The following is a 19,106-nucleotide window of genomic DNA, read 5'->3' as shown; positions in this document are numbered from 1 at the left end:
AAGTGGGGCATGCTGATCACGGTTGTTGCGCTGATTGCCCTCTTCGGGCTGGCATCGGAGAACTTTCTCGACCCGTATAACATCATCAATATTCTGCGTTCTATCGCCATTGTCACGGTGATAGCCATTGGCGTCTCCATTTCGCTGTCCGTTGGCGGGTTTGACCTTTCCGTAGGGTCAACGGCCTCGCTGGCTAATGCGCTGGTTATCTCACTTTTCGTCTGGCATGGATTCGGCACCACCGGGGCGATTGTCCTGACGCTGCTGCTGTGTACGCTGGTCGGGCTATTCAACGCCTTCCTCATCGTCGTGCTGAAGATTCCCGATATGCTGGCAACGCTCGCCAGTCTGTTCGTCATTCAGGGCGTGGCGATGACCTACAGCTATGGCGGTTCCATCACGCAAAACATGGTGCTGCCTAGCGGCGAAATGGCGGAAGGCGTCATTCCTGAATTCTTTGCCACGCTAGGTCAGGTACCGGTCATTGTTGTCATCATGCTGGTGGTAACGGTACTGGTACAGCTTTATCTGTCCCTTACCAAGCACGGTCGCCGGATGTATGCCATCGGCGGTAACCCAGAAGCCGCGCGACTGGCGGGTATTCGCACAGCGCGTTATCGGGTACAGGCGTATGTGTTTTCTTCACTACTCGCGGCACTGGGCGGCATCTTGCTGGCATCGCGCATAGGCTCTTCGCAGGTCAATGCCGGGGGCGGCTATTTAATGGATGCCGTTGCCGCGGCTTACATCGGCTTCTCGCTGGCGGGATCCGGCAAGCCGAACGCACTGGGTACGCTGCTCGGTGCCGTTATTCTTGGCGTCTTGCAGAATGGACTGGTGATGCTCTCCGTGCCTTATTACGCGATGGATATCATCAAAGGTCTGGTTCTGGCGCTCGCGCTCGCCATGACGTATATCCAGAAGCGCTAATCTCTCTCGCGTTCAGTAACGTCTCATTTCAGTACCTTCTCGCTTCCGCCCCATTCATCCGAATTCGGGGCGGATTCATAATACAGCTCACCAATGCCTTCCCTCATTAAGCGGCGTTTTACCGCCGACACCTAACGCTGCACTCGCGCTATTATTTCCTTCCGTTATTATTAAGAAATAAATATTCGCTCATACAATCAAGAGTAGTTCAGAATAATCACAAATAATAACGTTCTCACTTTAGGTCCGACGTACGCTGTTTTCATTCCCTGTCGATATAGCGAGAACGACAGAGATAATCGACAGGGAAAATTCAATTCGATGAAACGTTCAATTTTGATAATCAATTAAAATTGATGAATATCATCATTCCTCTGCCGGGTAATATTCCTTCATACCCGGCGAAATCAAACTACACGTTATTTATATCCATTCTGCTGAGCATACTCATCAATATTTTCAATCGTCTTTTCCATCAGTAATTGCAGCGATGAGGCGGATGTCCAGGAGATATGCGGAGTAATCAGAAGATTAGGCAAGGTTTTCGCCGCGACCATCAATGGATTGTCTTTTGCTGGCGGTTCCTGCGTCAGGCAGTCTAGCGCAGCACCGGCAATGACGCGCTGCTGCAAGGCCTCTGCCAGCGCGTGCTCATCAATCAGCCCGCCTCTGGCGGTGTTAATAATAAACGCGGTAGGCTTACACAGTGCGAGCGTCTCCGCATTAATCAGATGCTGCGTGCTCTCATTGAGCGGGCAGTTGAGTGAAATCACATTCGCCAACCGCAGAACGTCTTCAAACGGCAGATACCCAGCGCGACAAGATGAAGCTCCCCGGTGCTCGGCAAAAATCACCTTCATCCCCAGCGCCTGCGCCAGACGTGCGACTTCCCGCCCAATCGTACCCGCACCGATGATGCCCAGCGTAGCACCAGCGATGTCCTTGACCGGATGATCAAAATAAGCAAATTGCGACTGGCTGGCCCAGCGATCGCCCAGTTGATCGCGATACCACGCCATCAGGCTGTGCTTTAGCGCAAAAATCATGGCAATCACGTGCTCGGATACAGCTTGCGTCGAGTAGCCCGGTACATTTTTGACTGTGATACCCAGTTCTTTGGCAGCAACAAGATCGATATTGTCGGTACCCGTTGCCGTTACGGCAATCAGCTTCAACGCGGGTAACGCGGCCAAGGTGTCTCGCGTTAATAGGGCTTTATTCGTGATGATAACGTGGGTGTCTTTTGCTCGGGCGATAACGTGATCGGGCGAGGTATAGTTATATTCAATCCATTCATGGCGGCACTGTGGACGCCTAAAACTCGTCTTTTTCAGGAAAATGGTTTCAGGCAGTGAGCCTTTATCCAAAAAGGTAATTTTTAACATCATCGTGCCCTGGTTGCTATTCATACACTGATTTCCGTTTGCAGATATCAAGGGCTCCGCAGTCGGCAATCACGACAGGTATTCTCATACAAAAATAATGAATTAAATTCTCTGTATGACACAAGACAACGAACGTATTAATGACGTTACACTTCCTGCCTCATCGGAAATCCATCACTCCGTAACGTGAAGCGTAGTCAGCATTAAAGCAATTAACAATACCTAATATAATGAATTTCATTCATCGACATTGTTCTCGTCGATATTCAGAAATATCACAAAAAATATAACAGCAAGCCATAATCAAAATAGAAAGGATAAATGTGCGGTGAGAAATGGGCAGAATTTGCGTAAACGACGTGAATCGGAAAGGTAGATGAAAGAATCTGTGAGCGTAACAGGTTAGCTCCCCAAAACGGATTGAAACCCGTTTTGGGGAAGAAGGGTTATCAGAAATTAATGTTTACTGACATCCAGTAGTTACGACCCGGCAGTACGGAGCCAGACGTCACCTGGCTTGACGTAAAGTAATCGCCAGCCGTCGTGGTACCCGTCCCAACCGGGAAAACATAGGTTTTAGTAAAGTCTTTATCTAACAGGTTATTAACTGACCCGTTCAATGTTACATCTTTAGAGATCTTATACGATCCGCCCAGATTCACGACGGTAAACGATTTGAAATCCGAGCCAAGATTGTCATGAACGACCTTGTTTGCAGAGCTGAGCTGATCGTAATTTTCGGTGAAACGTGCTGTTTTACCCCGATATTCAGCCTTAAGCCAGGTGCTCAATTGCTCGTTCACATTCCAGTTTAAACGGGCATTTGCCATGTGCTTAGGCGTATTGGTCAAGCGAGCACCGGGATTTTCTCCGCCTTTCTGCTCGCTGTCAGTAAAGGTGTAATTTACATTCAGCGTCCAGTTATCCGACCATAGCGGGATCGTCGACCCCAGTTCCAAACCTTGTGTGTTAGCTTTACCGATATTGCGATAGCTAGATGTTACTGTATCAATTTCGTAATCATCGATCTTATTACGGAAGCGGTTATGAAACAGCGTAGCGTTAGTAGAGAAACCGCTAAAATGCTCATAGTACGCACCCAGTTCCGTATTCACGCTTTCTTCTGGCTTCAGATTTGGGTTGCCAATCGTATTGCGCGTACCTTGCCCCGTTACGCCACTTATCCCGTTATGTAACCGCGCCAATGACGGTGTCTTGTAGCCTGTACTTACCCCACCTTTGATCGTTAATTCATCCAGCGCATTCCACACTAAATAGGCACGCGGGCTCACATGACCACCAAATGCTTCATGATGTTCATAACGAGCACCTGTCGTTAGCGCGAGTGAATCAACGATACGCCATTCATCTTCAGCAAAAAGTGACCACGAATTCTGTTCGAATTTTTCGCCCGTATTCGCCAGCACAATCCCGTCTTTCATGACGGCATTCCAGTATTGCCCACCCAACGTCAGTAAATGACTCTCTCCTAGCGGGCTCACCAGTTTCGTATCAAGGATGTAGTTAGTGTTTTTAAGCTCGCGCTTTTGCCCTGCTGTTGCTGAGCCCGCAGGTACCGTAGAGCGAGGGATCAAACGTCCTTTATTTTCAGTCTGGTTGAAGGACAAGCTTGAATTCCATGTACCAAAATCGAGTTGATTATCGCTACCCAGCGTAATCTTGCGACGCTCATAACGCAGTGTATCTTCATAACCGCCGCCCCGAGTTGCGGCACCCGCTCCCAGCGCACCGAGTTGTTCTTGTTTGTTATCATATTTCTGATTGGATACTTCACCATCGAGCCACAATGTATTGCGGCTATCCAACAGCCAGGATAGTTTGCCACCGAGGAGGTAATTATCTGACTTCACTGGATTCGGGCCGCGCGTACTGAGTTCCTGTCCAGTCGAGGATGAACTTACCTCTGACGCATCACGGCGTAAAATATTACCGCGCAGGGCGAGTCCCAGTTTGTCTTCGATCAGCGCACCGCTGGAATAAATCGAGAACTTGGAAGCGTCACCATAGTCTCTGTCTTCCTGGAAGGTATGATCCAGCGTGATATTCCCAACCCACTCTTTCGACGCTTTTTTGGTGATGATATTGACCACACCGCCCATCGCATCAGAGCCATATAGCGTTGACATCGGCCCGCGGATAACTTCAATACGTTCGATCGCTGCCAACGGGGGAATAAAGCTGGTGTTCATCGTACCAAACCCGTTCGGGGTGACATCCGATGAACCATTCTGGCGAATACCATCAACCAGAATCAGCGTGTAGTCACTTGGCATACCGCGAATGCTGATGTCCAGACCGCCCGTTTTCCCCGTTGAACTACGCACATCCACGCCTTCCACGTCGCTGAGCGCTTCGCCAAGGTCGTTATATTTACGCTTCGTCAGTTCATCCTGACTGACAACGGAAATACTCGCTGCCGCCTCAGTGATTTTTTGTTCATAGCCAGAAGCCGTTACAACCAGCGTATCGTCCTGTGCGGCGATAACGGGTGTAGATACGGTTGTAGCAAGTGCCAGTGCCACCGATTTTCTTATATTTATTGCCATGCGTCTGTGTCCTCAGAGCGAATAATTTACAGTGAGTTTTTTTGTCGAACACATTGTAATGATCGGGAAATAATTGTAAATGAAAATTAAAATCATTTGCATAAGCAATAAAAATAAATCGAAATTAATATAAATCCATTAATAAACAATAAATTAATCGTCACTTTCTATCATTAAATCGAGTTAATGTAAAATACCCCTAAAAAATCAATGTGAATAAATTTGATTTAAATCAACATGCGAGAGTAAAGAAAGACGTGGGGCGTAATGGCAGGACAGAAAAAACCAATAAAAAAGGCGACACCCGTCAGGGAGTCGCCCGTTAACTGCGTTCTTACGATTTAGTCTTTATGATCGGGGTATTTCATATCCTGATACTTGATGAAGTGCGTGCCACGATACAGCTTATAGCCGAACCAAATCAGCAAGAACAGCGGAATACCGATGTACGTTGCCGTCACGCCATACCAGTCGATTTTATCTTCCAGAAACGCCTGATAGTTCTGCCCCAGCGTAATGATCAGACAGAGCACAAACGCGAAGATCGGTCCGAGCGGGAAGAAACTTGATAAATAAGGTAAGCGATTCAGATCGTGACCTTGCATAACATAGCCACGACGGAAACGGTAATGGCTGATCGCGATGCCCAGCCAGGCAATAAAGCCTGTCATACCGGAGGTATTCAGCAGCCACAGGTAAACCGTTTGGTTACCATATAAAGAAGACAGGAAACACAGCGCCGCCACCACGGTGGTAGCGTACAGCGCATTACGCGGCACGCCGCCTTTTGACAGTCTGGCGAAAATGCGCGGTGCTTTACCTTCCGATGCCAGCGTAAACAGCATACGCGTAGAAGCGTACATCCCGGAGTTACCCGCCGACAGCACTGCCGTCAGGATAACCGCGTTCATGACCGCCGCCGCAGACAGCAGGCCTGCGTTCTCAAACACCAACGTGAACGGGCTCACCGTAATGTCTTTGACATCATTACGCAGCAGGTTCGGATCGGTATACGGAATGATTAAGCTGATAATCAGAATTGCGAAGATGTAGAACAACAGAATGCGCCAGAAAACCTGACGGATGGCACGCGGAATGTTTTTGCTTGGTTCCTGAGATTCCCCCGCCGCCACGCCGATCAATTCCGTTCCCTGAAAAGAGAAGCCGACGATCATCGCCACACCGATCATGGCAGAGAAACCACCAGCAAACGGCGCATCACCAATTTCCCAGTTATGGAATCCGGCATTTTCCGCGCCGCTCATGATGCCCGTAATCATCATCACGCCAACAGCAATGAAAACGACGACCGTGACCACTTTAATCAGTGAGAACCAGTATTCCGCCTCGCCAAATCCTTTCACGGAAATGTAGTTAAGCAGGAACATCAGCGCAAGGAACAACGCGCTCCAGATCCAGCCGGAGACATCGGGGAACCAATATCCCATCACCAACTGCGCCGCCACCAGATCGACCGCGATGGTCACCGCCCAGTTGTACCAGTAGTTCCAGCCCAGCGCGAAGCCGAACCCTTCTTCTACATAGCGGGAACCGTAGCTGGAGAACGAACCGGAAACCGGCATGAACGCCGCCAGTTCGCCCAGGCTGGTCATCAGGAAGTAAACCATCAGCCCAATCAGAGCATAAGACAGAAGTGCGCCGCCCGGACCGGCTTGTGAAACCGTCGCACCAGACGCGACAAATAACCCGGTGCCAATCGATCCACCAATGGCGATCATCGTTAAATGCCGTGCTTTCAGTTCACGGCGCAGGGTCGGTGTGCCCTGTGTTGTTTGTTGAATATCGTGCTGAGCCATTGTTATCCTGCATGCTCGTGCTAAAAATCGAGGCGGGATTGTAGCAAATAGCGTTGTGCTGAATAGTTAAGATCGTCGAGTTATAAGAGAGGTTAATAACTCGCGCCCGATTATTAGCAGCAGAAAATATTTTCGCTATGGCGTTTCGCAGCAATAACTCAGGAAACGCTGCAGCACATTTGAAAGATGTTTCTGTCGGTGATGAACCAGGTACAGCGTCCGCGTGAGTTTAGGTAGCGGCACCTTCAGCTCCACCAGCGAGCCTGATGCCAGTTGCTCGGCAATGACATGCCGCGACAGGCAACTGATGCCGATCCCGTGGCGAACCGCATGTTTGATCGCCTCAGAATTCCCTAATTCCATCACCAGATGAAAATGCGACAGGTGCGTTAACAGCAGGTGATCCAGCACTTCACGCGTGCCAGATCCACGTTCACGCAGGATCCAGTGCGCATCCGCCAGCGCGGTTAATGAGACAGCGCCTCGGCTGAGCGGATGTTCGGGAGAGCAAAACACCACCAACTCATCTTCCAGCCAGGGCTGCGTAATCAAATCAGGGTGATGGCAAGGCCCTTCGATCAAACCCAAATCGACACTGAATTCAGATACACGTGTGATCACATCTTTGGTATTGCCTACATGCAGTTCCAGCGGAATATCGGGGTAATCATGACGATAGCGGGCAATCATCGCAGGCAATAAATAGTTGCCAATGGTGCTGCTGGCATACACACGCAGCGCGCCATTATCACGCCGGAACAGTTGCTCAATTTCCATCGACTGTTCAAGCAGTGCAAGTGCCTTGGGATACAGCAGGCGACCATGCTCATTCACCACCAGACGTTTACCCACGCGGTCGAAAAGCTGAACACCCAACTGCCCTTCTAAATCCGCCAGAGCCGCGCTGACAGCCGATTGAGACAGGGCAAGCACAACGGAGGCCTGTGTCGTTGAACCACTTTTCAGGACTTCGGCAAAGACTTCCAGTTGACGTAACGTGATATGCATAGTGCGCTCTTTATCTGAAATACTTATAGGTTATAAATATATAATCAATTTCTCTTTTAATCTCGTGGATTATAAGCTGGCTTCTCAATTTTCGGTACGGTCAGAATAGGCAACCAACCATGGCTCTTCCTGCGACATTACACACGATAACCCGCCTGATGGAGCAAAAGCGCGATTGCCCGGCCTGTTGTTAGTAAGTTTAATGACTTTTTTGCTCCTCTGGCTGGCAAATATTCCGAAAATCGCCCACTGGGGACCGGGTTCGCTCACATTGGCGATCCTGATTGGGATCGTGCTCGGGAATAGCGTTTATCCGCGTCTTCATCCGCTGTGTGATCCGGGCGTGCAGTGGGCCAAACAGCATTTACTCCGCTGGGGCATCATACTTTATGGTTTTCGCCTCAGCTTTCAGCAGGTTGCTGCCGTTGGCTTTACCGGTGTCGCGGTCGATCTTACCGTCGTCACGCTGACGTTTTTACTCGCCTGCTGGATAGGCAAGCGCTGGCTGAAACTCGACAATCAAACCATGATGCTCATCGGTGCTGGCAGCAGCATCTGCGGTGCGGCGGCGATCATGGCAACCGCACCGGTTGTCAAAGCGTCCAGTAATGCGATTGCCGTCTCCGTTTCCACCGTGGTGATTTTCGGTACGACGGCGATGTTTTTGTATCCGTGGCTCTATCAGCTCAATCTCGAACATCACTGGATTGACGTCACGCCACAGATCGTCGGTCTGTACTTCGGCTCAACGATACACGAAGTCGCTCAGGTCGTTGCCGCCGGACATGCCGTTGATGGTGCGACGGAAAACATCGCCGTCATCAGCAAGATGCTGCGCGTGATGATGCTGGCCCCTTTCCTTCTCATTCTTGGGTTTTACCTGCAAAAAACGACGCAAAAAAGTGACGCGGAAGACGCGATTCCACTGATGTTCCCGTGGTTTGCTCTGGGATTTATCGCCGTCGCGGCCTTCAATTCCTTCCAGCTACTTTCACCTGCGCTCGTCACGCAGTTGGTACAACTCGATAATGTGCTGTTGACCATGGCGATGGTTGCGCTGGGGCTCACAACCCGATTCAGCGCCATCCGTCAGGCCGGCGCAAAACCGCTGCTTCTGGCACTCGTTCTGTTTCTCTGGCTGGTCGTTGGCGGTGCGGGAATCAATCTGTTCTTCGAGCATTTATTCAGCTAACGATAAATTATTTACCTGTTAACGTCCGATTAACGTGCCCGACGGAGCCGTGACAATGCCATAATGTCTCCGTTACCAAAGGAGACCAACATGAAATACATCGGGGCGCACGTTAGCGCATCTGGCGGGGTCGATCAGGCTGTGATTCGCGCGCATGAGATAAAGGCGACGGCTTTCGCATTATTTACTAAGAACCAGCGCCAATGGCAGGCTGCACCGCTCAGCGCCGAGGTCATCGACCGTTTTAAAGCCGCCTGTGAGCAATACGCGTATACGTCAGCACAGATTCTGCCCCACGATAGCTATTTGATTAATCTGGGTCACCCGGACGCCGAGGCGCTGGAGAAGTCACGCATCGCGTTTATTGATGAAATGTCCCGTTGCCAACAGCTTGGGCTAAGCCTCCTGAATTTTCATCCCGGCAGCCATCTAAAGCAGATCGAGGAAGCTGACTGTCTGGCACGTATCGCCGAGTCCATCAACATCGCGCTGGCGGAAACGGACGGCGTCACCGCGGTGATTGAAAACACCGCCGGGCAAGGCAGTAATTTGGGTTTCCGCTTTGAGCATCTGGCGGCCATCATCGATGGCGTAGAAGATAAAAGCCGCGTCGGCGTCTGTATTGATACCTGTCACGCCTTCGCTGGCGGCTACGATCTGCGGACAGAAGCCGATTGTGAAGCCACTTTCGCTGAATTCGATCGCATCGTTGGATTTCACTATCTGCGCGGTATGCATTTGAATGATGCCAAAAGCACGTTCGCCAGCCGCGTTGACCGACACCATAGTCTGGGAGAAGGCAATATCGGCAAAACCGCTTTCAGCTATATCATGAAAGATGCCCGCTTTGACGGCATTCCGATGATTCTGGAAACGATCAACCCCGATATCTGGGCCGACGAAATCGCCTGGCTCAAGTCTGAAGCACAGCGCTAATTAGTTTTTATCCCATAAAAAAGCGCCAGTTGGCGAATACCAACTGGCGCTATCTCATCCACATCCTTGTGCTATGGCATTACTTTTTATTCACGACGATGATCAAATTTAGGCAACTTTCGCCAGCTGTTCATCAGAGCGTTTCAGCAGTGCGTACAGCACGCCAGCGACGACGGTTCCCGCAATGATCGCTAACAGGTAGCCGATAACCGGGGTAATCGCGCCAGGAATCAACAGCACGAACAGACCGCCGTGTGGTGCCATCAACTTAGCGCCCACCGCCATTGAAAGCGCACCAGTCAGTGCTCCACCGATGATGCAGCAAGGCAGAACGCGCATCGGGTCACGCGCCGCGTAAGGAATCGCCCCTTCGGAGATAAAGCACAGGCCGAGTACAAACGCCGCTTTGCCCCCTTCACGCTCGCTCGGGTTGAATTTTTTGCTTGCCAGTACGGTTGCCAGACCCATTGCCAACGGTGGCACCATACCGGCTGCCATGACGGCGGCCATCGGCGCGTAAATCTGGCTACTGAGCAAGGTAGTACCGAAGACGTAAGCGACCTTGTTAACTGGTCCCCCCATATCCGTACACATCATCGCACCCAGGATCGCGCCCAGAATCACCGCATTCGCCGTGCCCATGGATTGCAGCCAGCCGGTCAGGCCAGTCAGGATTTTCGCCACTGGCGTGCCAACGACGTAAATCATGATAAGGCCGGTGATCAACGTAGCGAACAGCGGAATGATCAGGATCGGTTTTAGCGCAGTCAAACTTTGCGGCAGAATCAGTTTATTGTTGATCGCTCTGGCAATATAACCCGCCAAGAAACCGGCAATGATCCCACCGAGGAAGCCTGCTCCTGTACTCACTGCCAACATCCCGCCAACCAGACCTGGCGTTAAGCCCGGACGATCCGCAATGGAGAACGCGATATAGCCCGCCAATACTGGCACCATCAGCGCAAAGGCAGAACCGCCGCCGATCTTCATCAGCGCTGCTGCCAGCGTACCTTCCTGTTTAAAGGCTTCAATACCAAAGACAAACGACAGTGCGATACACAAACCGCCTGCCACAACCATCGGCAGCATGTAAGACACGCCGGTCAACAGGTGACGATACGGGCCTGCTCCGCCCTTCTGACCAGACTCGCTCGCGCTTGCCGCGCTGGCCTGCCCGGACGGCTGGTACACTTTCGCTTCAGCCTGCGCTTTATCTAACTCCTGCGCCGTCTTCTTCAGTGCCAGCCCGGTCGACGTGCGATACATCTTCTTACCAGCGAATTTCGCCAGATCGACTTCAATGTCCGCAGCCACGATCACCAGATCGGCCTGTTCAACTTCTTCAGGAGTAATCGCGTTGCCCGCGCCAACAGAGCCGCGTGTTTCCACTTTGACCCACCAGCCGCGTTTTTTCGCTTCGCTTTCAATCGCTTCTGCCGCCATAAACGTGTGCGCGACGCCCGTCGGGCACGCCGTTATCGCCACAATACGCTTGGCAGCAGCGGGCTGCTGAACAGGCGCTGACGCTGCGGCCTGATAGACCGTGGCTTCAGCCTGCGCTTTCGCTAAAAAGGCTTCCGGCCGCGAAACTGCCAGTTCGATGTCACCGACATAAACTCGCTTGCCATTCAGTGCGCTGTCCGCCGCAGCGGATGCACCCAGAACGATCGCCAGTTCAGCGTCGTTAACCTGTTCTGTAAACGTCACCCCTGCTTTCGCAGCGGCAGCGCCGAGTAGGTTCTTCACCAGTTGGCTTCTCGCCAGGCCCAGTGATTTATCCAAAATCAGCAGCGTTTTCATTGTTTATCTCCTGCTGTATCAGTTAAAGGGTTTGAGGTCGACACGCGCCATCATTGCGGCCAACTGAGGACGATCGGTAATACCAACATTGCTTTGGCTGACAGCCAGCGCTGAAACCGCCGTAGCCAAACGCAGAGTGTGCTCACTGGACTCACGCATTAATAAGCCATAAATCAACCCCCCAACCATGGAGTCGCCCGCACCTACCGTACTTACCACATCACAAGCCGGTGGTTTTGCCAGCCATGCACCCGATGCATTCACCCACAGTGCGCCTTCCGCACCCAGTGAGATCACAACATGCGCGATACCCTGCTCACGCAGCGCGTGGGCAGCATCCACCACATCAGCCAGCGTAGGTAATTTACGCCCAGCCCATATCTCCAGCTCCCGGCGGTTTGGTTTCACCAACCAAGGAGAGGCTTTCAGTCCCGCCACCAGCGCTTCACGGCTGCTGTCGAAAATAATGCAAGGACACTGCGTACGCAGACGTGACATCCAGTCGGTAAAGGCATCAGGATCGACGCCAGCAGGCAGACTGCCGCTCACCGCGACCATGTCGAACTGCCCCAGCCAGCTCAGCGAGTCATTGACGAAACGCTGCCAGTCCTGCTGGGTCACTTCAAAACCGGAAAAGTTGAAGTCGGTTACGTCGCCATCTTTTTCGGTTAATTTGACGTTAATACGCGTACGTCCTGGCACAACCTGGAAACGGTTGGCAATGCCCAGTTCGCTGAACAATTGCTGAAAACCATCCTGATTGTCTTTACCCAGAAAGCCACCTACCGTGACATCAATCCCGAGATCTTTCAGCACCTTGGCAACGTTAATACCTTTGCCTGCGGCGTGCAGACCTGCTGTCTGAACCAGATTGACTTCGCCTTTCTCAACTTCCGGGCAATAGCCAACCAGGTCATAAGCTGGATTCAGGGTGATTGTGGCTACTCTCCTGCTCATGCTGCCCCCTCGCCCAAACCAGACGTAATCGCGTCGCCAATAGCGGCAAGTGCTTGTTCTGCATCACTACCGCTCGCGGTGAAACGCAGTTTGTGACCTTTCTTCACGCCCAGCGCGACAACCTTCATCAGGCTGCGGCCATTTGCCGGTTTGCCTGTGCCATCCAGATTGGTGACGGTAATGTCACTGCTGAATTGCTTGATTACGTTCACCAGCATCGTTCCCGGACGCGCATGCAAACCGTGTTCGTTGCGAATGGTGAATTCTGCCGTCAGCACTTCGCTTTCTTCCGGTACGTCGCTGGTCAAGAGTGCCAGCAGCGTCGGTGCGTCAGCCGTCAGCAGACGTTCCGCTTTTTGCGCAATCAGCAGGTTGCTCAGATAATCGATCGGGGCAAAAGCCTGATCGTCAGCCGCGGCTACCGTCACCAGTAAAGCCACGTTTTCGCCGTCCACGCTGAAAGGCGTAGCCGGACGTGCCACCGCAGCCGCGCTGCTGAGGTTACCGACAGCGCTATCGCTGAACCACACACCTTGCCCCAGATTCAGAGGCTTGCTGCTGACTGCGGTGCTGACGAAACTGGCGTCTGCTGCACCGATCTGCTGAAGACGACCGGCGTTCAGCGCCTGAAGCGTCAATAGATTATCGGTCGCCACATCCAGCGCAATCAGCGAGGTATCAAAGCGGAACTCTGCCAGTTGCTGCTCGCCCATCAGCAGGCTACGCAGTTCTTCTGCTGACGTTGTGCTTGCCAAACGTGCCGCCACGCGGTCGTCGCTCAGAACGTGGGTCAGCTGACGCAGCAACGCAAGGTGTTCATCAGAACGGGCTGCAATCCCCAATACCACGTAGGCGGTTTGATCTTCACCCCAGGAAATACCCTGAGGAAATTGAAATACTTGAACCCCGGTCTTCAATACCAGATCGCGGGTATCGGTGGTGCCGTGAGGGATAGCAATGCCGCTTCCCAAATAGGTGGATGTTTGCTGTTCGCGCTGTAGCATGCCGTCGACATACCCTGCGTTAACGCACCCGGCATCGGTCAGTGCTGAAGCAACAAGCTGGATAGCTTCCTGCTTATTACTGGCCGCTGCGCCCAAATGAATATCTTGCTGTGACAACTGGAACATGGCTCTCCTCTCTTGCTGAAAGTTGAATCGTTTCAGCTTTTATGAGAAAAAAATGTGTCGATTGTTAGGGCGTTTCAAAAAAAATTCCGCTGAAACGTTTCAAAAGTCTCATTCTATTACGCCATTTATGCAAGCTTTCTACGCTGCTGACGTAACAGAATTTTGACATCACGCACATTTTAACGTGGATGACGCGCAGCCCGCCAACAAAAATCACCCAATGGCTGAAGCTGTGCTGACGAAAAATAATGAAACAAGATTTCTGTTTCATTATAAACCCGAGTACTATGTCGCGCTCGACAGCCTCTGCCTATTTTCCAAGCGCTATCAATTTATGTTCACTCCTGCAAACACAACGCGACGTCCGCTCGACCTGACATCGTCAGCATTTCTAGTTATTGCCTTCCTGACCGGAACGGCCGGTGCCCTGCAACTTCCTACGCTTAGCCTCTTTCTTTCCAGCGAAGTACAAGCTCGTCCTTTCCTGGTGGGGATGTTTTATACCGGTAGCGCAGTTATCGGGATTGTCGTCAGCCAAATGCTGGCCACGCGCTCGGATCGTCAGGGCGATCGCAAATCGCTGATCTTCGTCTGCTGCTTACTGGGCGCACTCGCCTGCATGCTGTTTGCATGGAACCGTAACTACTTTATTCTGCTCTTTATCGGCGTGTTGCTGAGCAGCTTTGGCTCGACCGCGAACCCACAGCTTTTTGCGCTGGCGCGGGAGCATGCGGATAAAACCGGGCGTGAAGCGGCGATGTTCAGCTCCATCCTCCGCGCACAAATTTCTCTCGCCTGGGTTGTCGGCCCGCCTATCGCCTTTGCGTTAGCACTGGGATTCGGCTTCACGACGATGTACCTGACCGCTGCGGTCGTCTTTATCTTGTGCGGCATTCTGGTCAAACTCTTTCTGCCTTCCATGCCCAAAGCCGTGGAAAAGACCACTTCCACACTGGAATCACCGCGCCGCAACCGCCGGGACACGCTCTTGCTATTCATAGCCTGTACCTTGATGTGGACCTGCAACGGCATTTACCTGATTAATATGCCGCTGTATCTGGTGCATGAGCTGCATCTGCCGGAAAAGCTGGCCGGTATCATGATGGGCGTTGCCGCCGGGCTGGAAATTCCGGTGATGCTGATTGCTGGCTATGTTGCCAAACGCTTCGGTAAACGCTTCCTGATGCGGCTTGCGGTTGCTTCCGGTTTGCTGTTCTTCGGCGGCTTGCTGGTTCTTGATGGCGAAATAGCACTGCTGGCGTTACAAGCATTGAACGCTATTTTCATCGGTATTCTGGCAGGGATCGGCATGCTTTACTTTCAGGACTTGATGCCCGGACAGGCAGGAGCGGCAACCACGCTATTTACCAATACCACGCGCGTTGGCTGGATCATTTCTGGTTCACTGGCAGGGATTGTTGCTGAAATCTGGAACTATCACGCCGTCTTCTTCTTCGCGCTGCTGATGATCGCTGGCTCTATCTATTGTATGTGGCGCATCAAAGACGCCTGATCGCTGCACATTAAGGAGCGGTGTCGGCCTCCAGTTTCAGCAGGTAAATCATCGCCTCATCACGATGGCTGAAACACATATCCGCGCGCGGCTTTAGCCCCGCGCAAACCTCAGGCCGCAGTGGAGAATGGAACAGCCCGCAGCGCATCGCCTCATCGAGATGGATACAGGGTGTGTTTGCAGGCTTGCCATGCGGCAGACCCGGCATCGGCGTTGAAATCGATGGTGCGGTACAACAGGCACCGCAATGGGGGCGACAGTCCATCAGCAAGCTCTCCGGTGGGCTGACAAGAAGTAGAGAGCACCACGATAGCAGTCCCGTCGTAAAAAACCAATATCAGCCCTTTCATCTTATACTTGCCTGAACTCTTCGGCGCGAGTAACGTGTCGCCACAAAAATCACACTCCTTATAGCAGGTAATTTTTATGGCAAGAGCGAACGAAATTAAACGCGGAATGGTCGTTAACTATAACGACAAGTTATTGCTGGTAAAGGACATCGACGTCCAGAGTCCCAGCGCCCGCGGTGCCAGCACGCTGTACAAAATGCGTTTTTCTGATGTCCGCACGGGTTTGAAAGTGGAAGAGCGTTTTAAAGGCGATGACATTATCGATACCATAACGCTGACGCGCCGCACGGTGACTTTCTCCTATATTGACGGCGACGAGTACGTCTTCATGGATGATGAGGACTACACCCCTTACCTCTTCAAAAAAGATCAAATAGAAGAAGAGCTGCTGTTTATCCCTGAAGGCGGTATGCCGGGGATTCAGGTATTGAGCTGGGACGGGCAAATCATCGCGCTGGAGCTGCCACAAACGGTCGATCTGGAAATTGTTGAGACGGCACCGGGCATTAAAGGTGCCTCCGCCAGTTCACGCAACAAACCTGCGACCATGAGCACCGGTCTGGTTATCCCCGTTCCAGAATATCTGAGCGCGGGTGAAAAGATCCGTATTCATATTCCAGAACGTCGCTACATGGGTCGCGCAGACTAACATTCTACCTTGTGCTTCCCGCACAATACTTGTCGCCGGATGATCTATCCGGCACACGTCAACTCTTCCCCGCATAGGAGCCTGCCATGCTAACGAAAGTCAATTTGATCACAGGGTTTCTCGGTAGTGGAAAAACCACCACGATTCGTCATCTTCTTTCGCAAAAGCCTGAAGACGAAGTCTGGGCGGTACTGGTCAATGAATTCGGCGAAGTGGGTATTGACGGTGCGCTACTGGCGGACAGCGGTGCGGTGTTGAAAGAGATTCCCGGCGGCTGCATGTGCTGCGTAAACGGCTTGCCGATGCAGGTTGGCCTGAATATGCTGCTGCAACAGAAGAAGCCCCATCGGCTGCTCATCGAACCTACGGGGCTCGGCCACCCGAAACAAATTCTCTCCTTGCTGACAAGTGATATCTATCAGCCCTGGCTGACATTACAGGCGACGCTATGTCTGCTGGATGCTCGCCAGTTAAGTGAAACGCGTTACACGGAAAATGAGAACTTCCGCGATCAGCTTGCCGCCGCGGATATGATTATCGCTAACAAGCGTGATACTTATACCGCCGACGATCTCGCGGCCTTGCAGCAGTGGCAGCAGGCAAGCGGCGATGGTCGACAAATTATCGAGGCTAGTCAGGGAAATGTTGACTGGCAGTTGCTCGACCAACCGCGTCCCCCTTCATCGCAAGAACGTATACGCGAACTTCCAGATGGTGCACATCACCATGCGCATCAGCCAAAAAATGGCCTGGCCGCGCTGCAATTACCGGGTGGGCAACCCTGGCGACGCTCTCTCAATCAGGGACAGGGCTACCACGCCTGTGGCTGGATATTCGCACCTGAAACCGCTTTTGATACCGCTGCCCTGCTGGACTGGGTCCGCCTTTCTCCCGTGAGTCGGGTTAAAGGGGTGATGCGTATAAAGGAAGGGACGCTCGTCGTGAACCGTCAGGGACACGATCTGCATATAGAAACCCGCTCGGCGGCACCGATTGATAGCCGTATCGAAGTCATTAATGAAACACCCGCAGAATGGAATACGTTACAAGCCTCGTTGTTAAAGGCTCGTTTAGCTAACGTAGACTAAACTGGAATTTTTTCGTCTTTGCTTGGATAGTTTGCCTTATGTCATTTGCCCGTTTTTCTTCTATTTTAGTGCTCAATGTGTTGGGCATCGGTCTGTTTTTATCCTGGTATCTACCGGAAAATCATGGTTTTTGGCTCACGATCGACAGCCATATCTTTTTCTATTTCAATCGTCTCTTGGTTGATAGCCCGACGTTTTTACATCTGGTTGCCATTACCAATAACCGCGCTTTTGACGGCTGTGCGCTCGTTGCGATGGGATTGCTGTATCTGTCGTTTTATCTAAAAGCGACGTCCACAGAGCGTCGCCGTTTGTTGATCCTCGGTTTTATCATGCTGTTAACTGCCGTCGTGCTGAACCAGGCAGGACATTTATTACCGGTGCAACACGCCAGCCCAACGCTCTATTTTAGTGACGTCAACCGCGTTTCCGACTTAACCGGTATTCCGACCAAAGATGCTTCATCGGACAGCTTCCCCGGCGACCACGGCATGATGTTGATGATCTTTGCTGCTTTTATGCTGCGCTATTTTACCCGTACCGCTTTCGCTATCGGTCTGGCCATCATGGTGATTTTCTCATTGCCTCGCATCATGATTGGTGCACATTGGTTTACCGATATTGCAGTCGGTTCTCTGTCGGTTGTTCTGGTCGGACTAAGCTGGTGGTTATTAACGCCAGCAAGCGATGCTGCTATTGCCCTGTTAAATCGGCTATTGCCTAAAAAATCGACAGTATAATCCCTATGATTTCATATTTTTTACATCGACATTTTTTAGCTGAACACATCATTAAATCTTATAAATAAAATGGTTAAAACTTCTCGCAATCCTGCTGCTGTTGCGGTAGTCTCGTTCAGGTTTGCTTTTTAGCGCATACTGAACTACCGGCGACAATAGAAATAATGTGCATTCCGGCACACTTTCGTCGATGAGTGTTTGGCTAAGAAGGAACTCTGATTTAGTCTGAGTCTCGTTTTCGTTTGGCATTTATACCCCACTGAAATGGGGATACTACATAGCGATATTTATCGTTAAGGACAGCAAGGGAACATAACAATAATGGTCAAGTCTCAACCGATTCTGAGATATATCTGGCGGGCAGTGCCTGCCGTTGCGGTAGCAATGATGCTCTCCGCATGTGGAAGTAATAGTGCATACAACAGTAAAGCTCAAACTGATATGCATGCAGTTAATGACAAAGATGGTCTTTTACTGCAAGCCTCTCAGGATGAATTTGAAGCACTGGTTCGTAACGTGGACATCAAGTCTAAGTTGCTTAACCAATATGCCAGTTGGAAAGGTGTTCGTTACCGTTTAGGCGGTGATAGTCGCCGTGGCATTGACTGCTCAGCTTTCGTTCAGCGCACGTTCCGCGAACAGTTTGGTATGGATTTACCGCGTTCAACCTATGAACAGCAAGAGATGGGCCAGCAAATTCAGCGTAGTAAACTGCGCGTTGGCGATCTTGTTCTGTTCCGTGCAGGTTCGACCGGTCGCCACGTTGGCATTTATCTCGGCAACGATCAGTTCGTCCACGCGTCAACCAGCAGTGGTGTCATTATTTCTAAAATGACAGAAGACTACTGGAATAAGCGTTATCAGGAAGGACGCCGTGTCCTGAGCAAAGGAAAAACCAGCTAAACCATATCGCTCCCTTGCTGTGATATTGTTTTTTAGTAAAAGAACTTTGCTGTTAGCCAACGAAACCAGACGACATCAACGCTGCTTATCACTATAAGCAGCGTTTTTTTATGATGGACATCCTTGTCCATCACCCTACGG

General features: G+C 51.4%; 16 protein-coding genes. 8 read left to right on the top strand and 8 right to left on the bottom strand.

From position 1 onward, the window contains the following. The first annotated feature begins 9 nt into the window (after positions 1-9). Positions 10-930, top strand: coding sequence for an ABC transporter permease (locus H4F65_RS00860; RefSeq protein ID WP_225582883.1), 921 nt, complete (start codon positions 10-12; stop codon positions 928-930). A 419-nt stretch (positions 931-1,349) separates the two neighbouring features. Here the strand turns inward: H4F65_RS00860 and H4F65_RS00855 are convergent, their stop codons facing one another. The 4 genes from H4F65_RS00855 to yieE all read right to left on the bottom strand — a co-directional run bounded on the left by H4F65_RS00855 (position 1,350) and on the right by yieE (position 7,707). After that, complete coding sequence (locus H4F65_RS00855; RefSeq protein WP_010277347.1) at positions 1,350-2,339, bottom strand: 2-hydroxyacid dehydrogenase; 990 nt, start codon at positions 2,337-2,339, stop codon at positions 1,350-1,352. A 425-nt stretch (positions 2,340-2,764) separates the two neighbouring features. After that, complete coding sequence (locus tag H4F65_RS00850; protein WP_039319655.1) at positions 2,765-4,882, bottom strand: TonB-dependent receptor; 2,118 nt, start codon at positions 4,880-4,882, stop codon at positions 2,765-2,767. A gap of 341 nt (positions 4,883-5,223) precedes the next feature. Next, positions 5,224-6,699, bottom strand: coding sequence for an amino acid permease (locus H4F65_RS00845; RefSeq protein WP_010277352.1), 1,476 nt, complete (start codon positions 6,697-6,699; stop codon positions 5,224-5,226). Positions 6,700-6,834: 135 nt separating this feature from the next. Beyond that, the gene (yieE, locus tag H4F65_RS00840) at positions 6,835-7,707 is read right to left on the bottom strand and encodes a DNA-binding transcriptional regulator YeiE (protein ID WP_010277355.1); all 873 of its coding nucleotides are present in this window, start codon (positions 7,705-7,707) and stop codon (positions 6,835-6,837) included. 202 nt (positions 7,708-7,909) lie between these two features. On the opposite strand from yieE, the gene H4F65_RS00835 reads away from it, so the two are divergent. Together H4F65_RS00835 and nfo are read left to right on the top strand one after the other, a co-directional pair. Beyond that, complete coding sequence (locus H4F65_RS00835; RefSeq protein ID WP_010277356.1) at positions 7,910-8,899, top strand: YeiH family protein; 990 nt, start codon at positions 7,910-7,912, stop codon at positions 8,897-8,899. Positions 8,900-8,989: 90 nt separating this feature from the next. Next, on the top strand, positions 8,990-9,835 hold the full coding sequence (gene nfo / locus H4F65_RS00830; RefSeq protein WP_010277359.1) for a deoxyribonuclease IV: 846 nt from the start codon (positions 8,990-8,992) through the stop codon (positions 9,833-9,835). Positions 9,836-9,943: 108 nt separating this feature from the next. Here nfo and fruA read toward each other — a convergent pair whose 3' ends face one another. From fruA to fruB, 3 genes are read right to left on the bottom strand one after another with little or no spacing between them, the layout of a single operon-like run. Then, positions 9,944-11,635 carry a PTS fructose transporter subunit IIBC gene (gene fruA / locus H4F65_RS00825; RefSeq protein ID WP_010277363.1) on the bottom strand — a complete coding sequence of 564 codons (1,692 nt, stop codon included), beginning with the start codon at positions 11,633-11,635 and terminating at the stop codon, positions 9,944-9,946. A gap of 18 nt (positions 11,636-11,653) precedes the next feature. Next, entirely contained in the window at positions 11,654-12,592 is a 939-nt protein-coding gene (gene fruK / locus H4F65_RS00820; RefSeq protein WP_005967280.1) for a 1-phosphofructokinase, read from the bottom strand. Further along, entirely contained in the window at positions 12,589-13,722 is a 1,134-nt protein-coding gene (gene fruB, locus H4F65_RS00815; protein ID WP_010277371.1) for a fused PTS fructose transporter subunit IIA/HPr protein, read from the bottom strand. The genes fruK and fruB overlap by 4 nt, the downstream gene beginning before the upstream one ends. Before the next feature lie 334 nt (positions 13,723-14,056). Between fruB and setB the strand changes: the two genes are divergently transcribed. Further along, a complete protein-coding gene (setB, locus tag H4F65_RS00810; protein WP_039319710.1) occupies positions 14,057-15,235 on the top strand; it encodes a sugar efflux transporter SetB in 1,179 nt (392 codons plus the stop codon). 10 nt (positions 15,236-15,245) lie between these two features. Here the strand turns inward: setB and H4F65_RS00805 are convergent, their stop codons facing one another. Next, positions 15,246-15,500 (bottom strand): YkgJ family cysteine cluster protein, encoded by a 255-nt coding sequence (locus H4F65_RS00805; RefSeq protein ID WP_010277375.1) that lies wholly within the window; start codon positions 15,498-15,500, stop codon positions 15,246-15,248. Between the two features lie 161 nt (positions 15,501-15,661). On the opposite strand from H4F65_RS00805, the gene yeiP reads away from it, so the two are divergent. From yeiP to mepS, 4 genes are all read left to right on the top strand, one after another. Next, positions 15,662-16,234 carry an elongation factor P-like protein YeiP gene (yeiP, locus tag H4F65_RS00800; protein WP_010277377.1) on the top strand — a complete coding sequence of 191 codons (573 nt, stop codon included), beginning with the start codon at positions 15,662-15,664 and terminating at the stop codon, positions 16,232-16,234. A gap of 86 nt (positions 16,235-16,320) precedes the next feature. After that, the gene (locus tag H4F65_RS00795; protein ID WP_010277379.1) at positions 16,321-17,322 is read left to right on the top strand and encodes a CobW family GTP-binding protein; all 1,002 of its coding nucleotides are present in this window, start codon (positions 16,321-16,323) and stop codon (positions 17,320-17,322) included. Positions 17,323-17,360: 38 nt separating this feature from the next. Then, entirely contained in the window at positions 17,361-18,062 is a 702-nt protein-coding gene (locus H4F65_RS00790; protein ID WP_010277381.1) for a phosphatase PAP2 family protein, read from the top strand. 321 nt (positions 18,063-18,383) lie between these two features. Next, positions 18,384-18,965 carry a bifunctional murein DD-endopeptidase/murein LD-carboxypeptidase gene (gene mepS / locus H4F65_RS00785; RefSeq protein WP_010277383.1) on the top strand — a complete coding sequence of 194 codons (582 nt, stop codon included), beginning with the start codon at positions 18,384-18,386 and terminating at the stop codon, positions 18,963-18,965. The last annotated feature ends 141 nt before the right edge of the window (positions 18,966-19,106 follow it).

It is taken from the genome of Pectobacterium brasiliense (genome assembly GCF_016950255.1).
GTDB classification, from domain to species: domain Bacteria; phylum Pseudomonadota; class Gammaproteobacteria; order Enterobacterales; family Enterobacteriaceae; genus Pectobacterium; species Pectobacterium brasiliense.
This window is presented reverse-complemented; position numbering and strand designations above follow the sequence as displayed.

What these genes read in the sequence shown, in the direction of transcription:
- yeiP (WP_010277377.1), top strand. Translation starts at nt 15,662, where the DNA reads ATGGCAAGAGCGAACGAAATTAAACGCGGAATGGTCGTTAACTATAAC.
- H4F65_RS00855 (WP_010277347.1), bottom strand. Translation starts at nt 2,339, where the DNA reads ATGAATAGCAACCAGGGCACGATGATGTTAAAAATTACCTTTTTGGAT.
- nfo (WP_010277359.1), top strand. Translation starts at nt 8,990, where the DNA reads ATGAAATACATCGGGGCGCACGTTAGCGCATCTGGCGGGGTCGATCAG.
- fruK (WP_005967280.1), bottom strand. Translation starts at nt 12,592, where the DNA reads ATGAGCAGGAGAGTAGCCACAATCACCCTGAATCCAGCTTATGACCTG.
- yieE (WP_010277355.1), bottom strand. Translation starts at nt 7,707, where the DNA reads ATGCATATCACGTTACGTCAACTGGAAGTCTTTGCCGAAGTCCTGAAA.
- H4F65_RS00790 (WP_010277381.1), top strand. Translation starts at nt 17,361, where the DNA reads ATGTCATTTGCCCGTTTTTCTTCTATTTTAGTGCTCAATGTGTTGGGC.
- H4F65_RS00860 (WP_225582883.1), top strand. Translation starts at nt 10, where the DNA reads ATGCTGATCACGGTTGTTGCGCTGATTGCCCTCTTCGGGCTGGCATCG.
- fruA (WP_010277363.1), bottom strand. Translation starts at nt 11,635, where the DNA reads ATGAAAACGCTGCTGATTTTGGATAAATCACTGGGCCTGGCGAGAAGC.
- setB (WP_039319710.1), top strand. Translation starts at nt 14,057, where the DNA reads ATGTTCACTCCTGCAAACACAACGCGACGTCCGCTCGACCTGACATCG.
- H4F65_RS00795 (WP_010277379.1), top strand. Translation starts at nt 16,321, where the DNA reads ATGCTAACGAAAGTCAATTTGATCACAGGGTTTCTCGGTAGTGGAAAA.
- mepS (WP_010277383.1), top strand. Translation starts at nt 18,384, where the DNA reads ATGGTCAAGTCTCAACCGATTCTGAGATATATCTGGCGGGCAGTGCCT.
- fruB (WP_010277371.1), bottom strand. Translation starts at nt 13,722, where the DNA reads ATGTTCCAGTTGTCACAGCAAGATATTCATTTGGGCGCAGCGGCCAGT.
- H4F65_RS00835 (WP_010277356.1), top strand. Translation starts at nt 7,910, where the DNA reads ATGACTTTTTTGCTCCTCTGGCTGGCAAATATTCCGAAAATCGCCCAC.
- H4F65_RS00850 (WP_039319655.1), bottom strand. Translation starts at nt 4,882, where the DNA reads ATGGCAATAAATATAAGAAAATCGGTGGCACTGGCACTTGCTACAACC.
- H4F65_RS00805 (WP_010277375.1), bottom strand. Translation starts at nt 15,500, where the DNA reads ATGGACTGTCGCCCCCATTGCGGTGCCTGTTGTACCGCACCATCGATT.
- H4F65_RS00845 (WP_010277352.1), bottom strand. Translation starts at nt 6,699, where the DNA reads ATGGCTCAGCACGATATTCAACAAACAACACAGGGCACACCGACCCTG.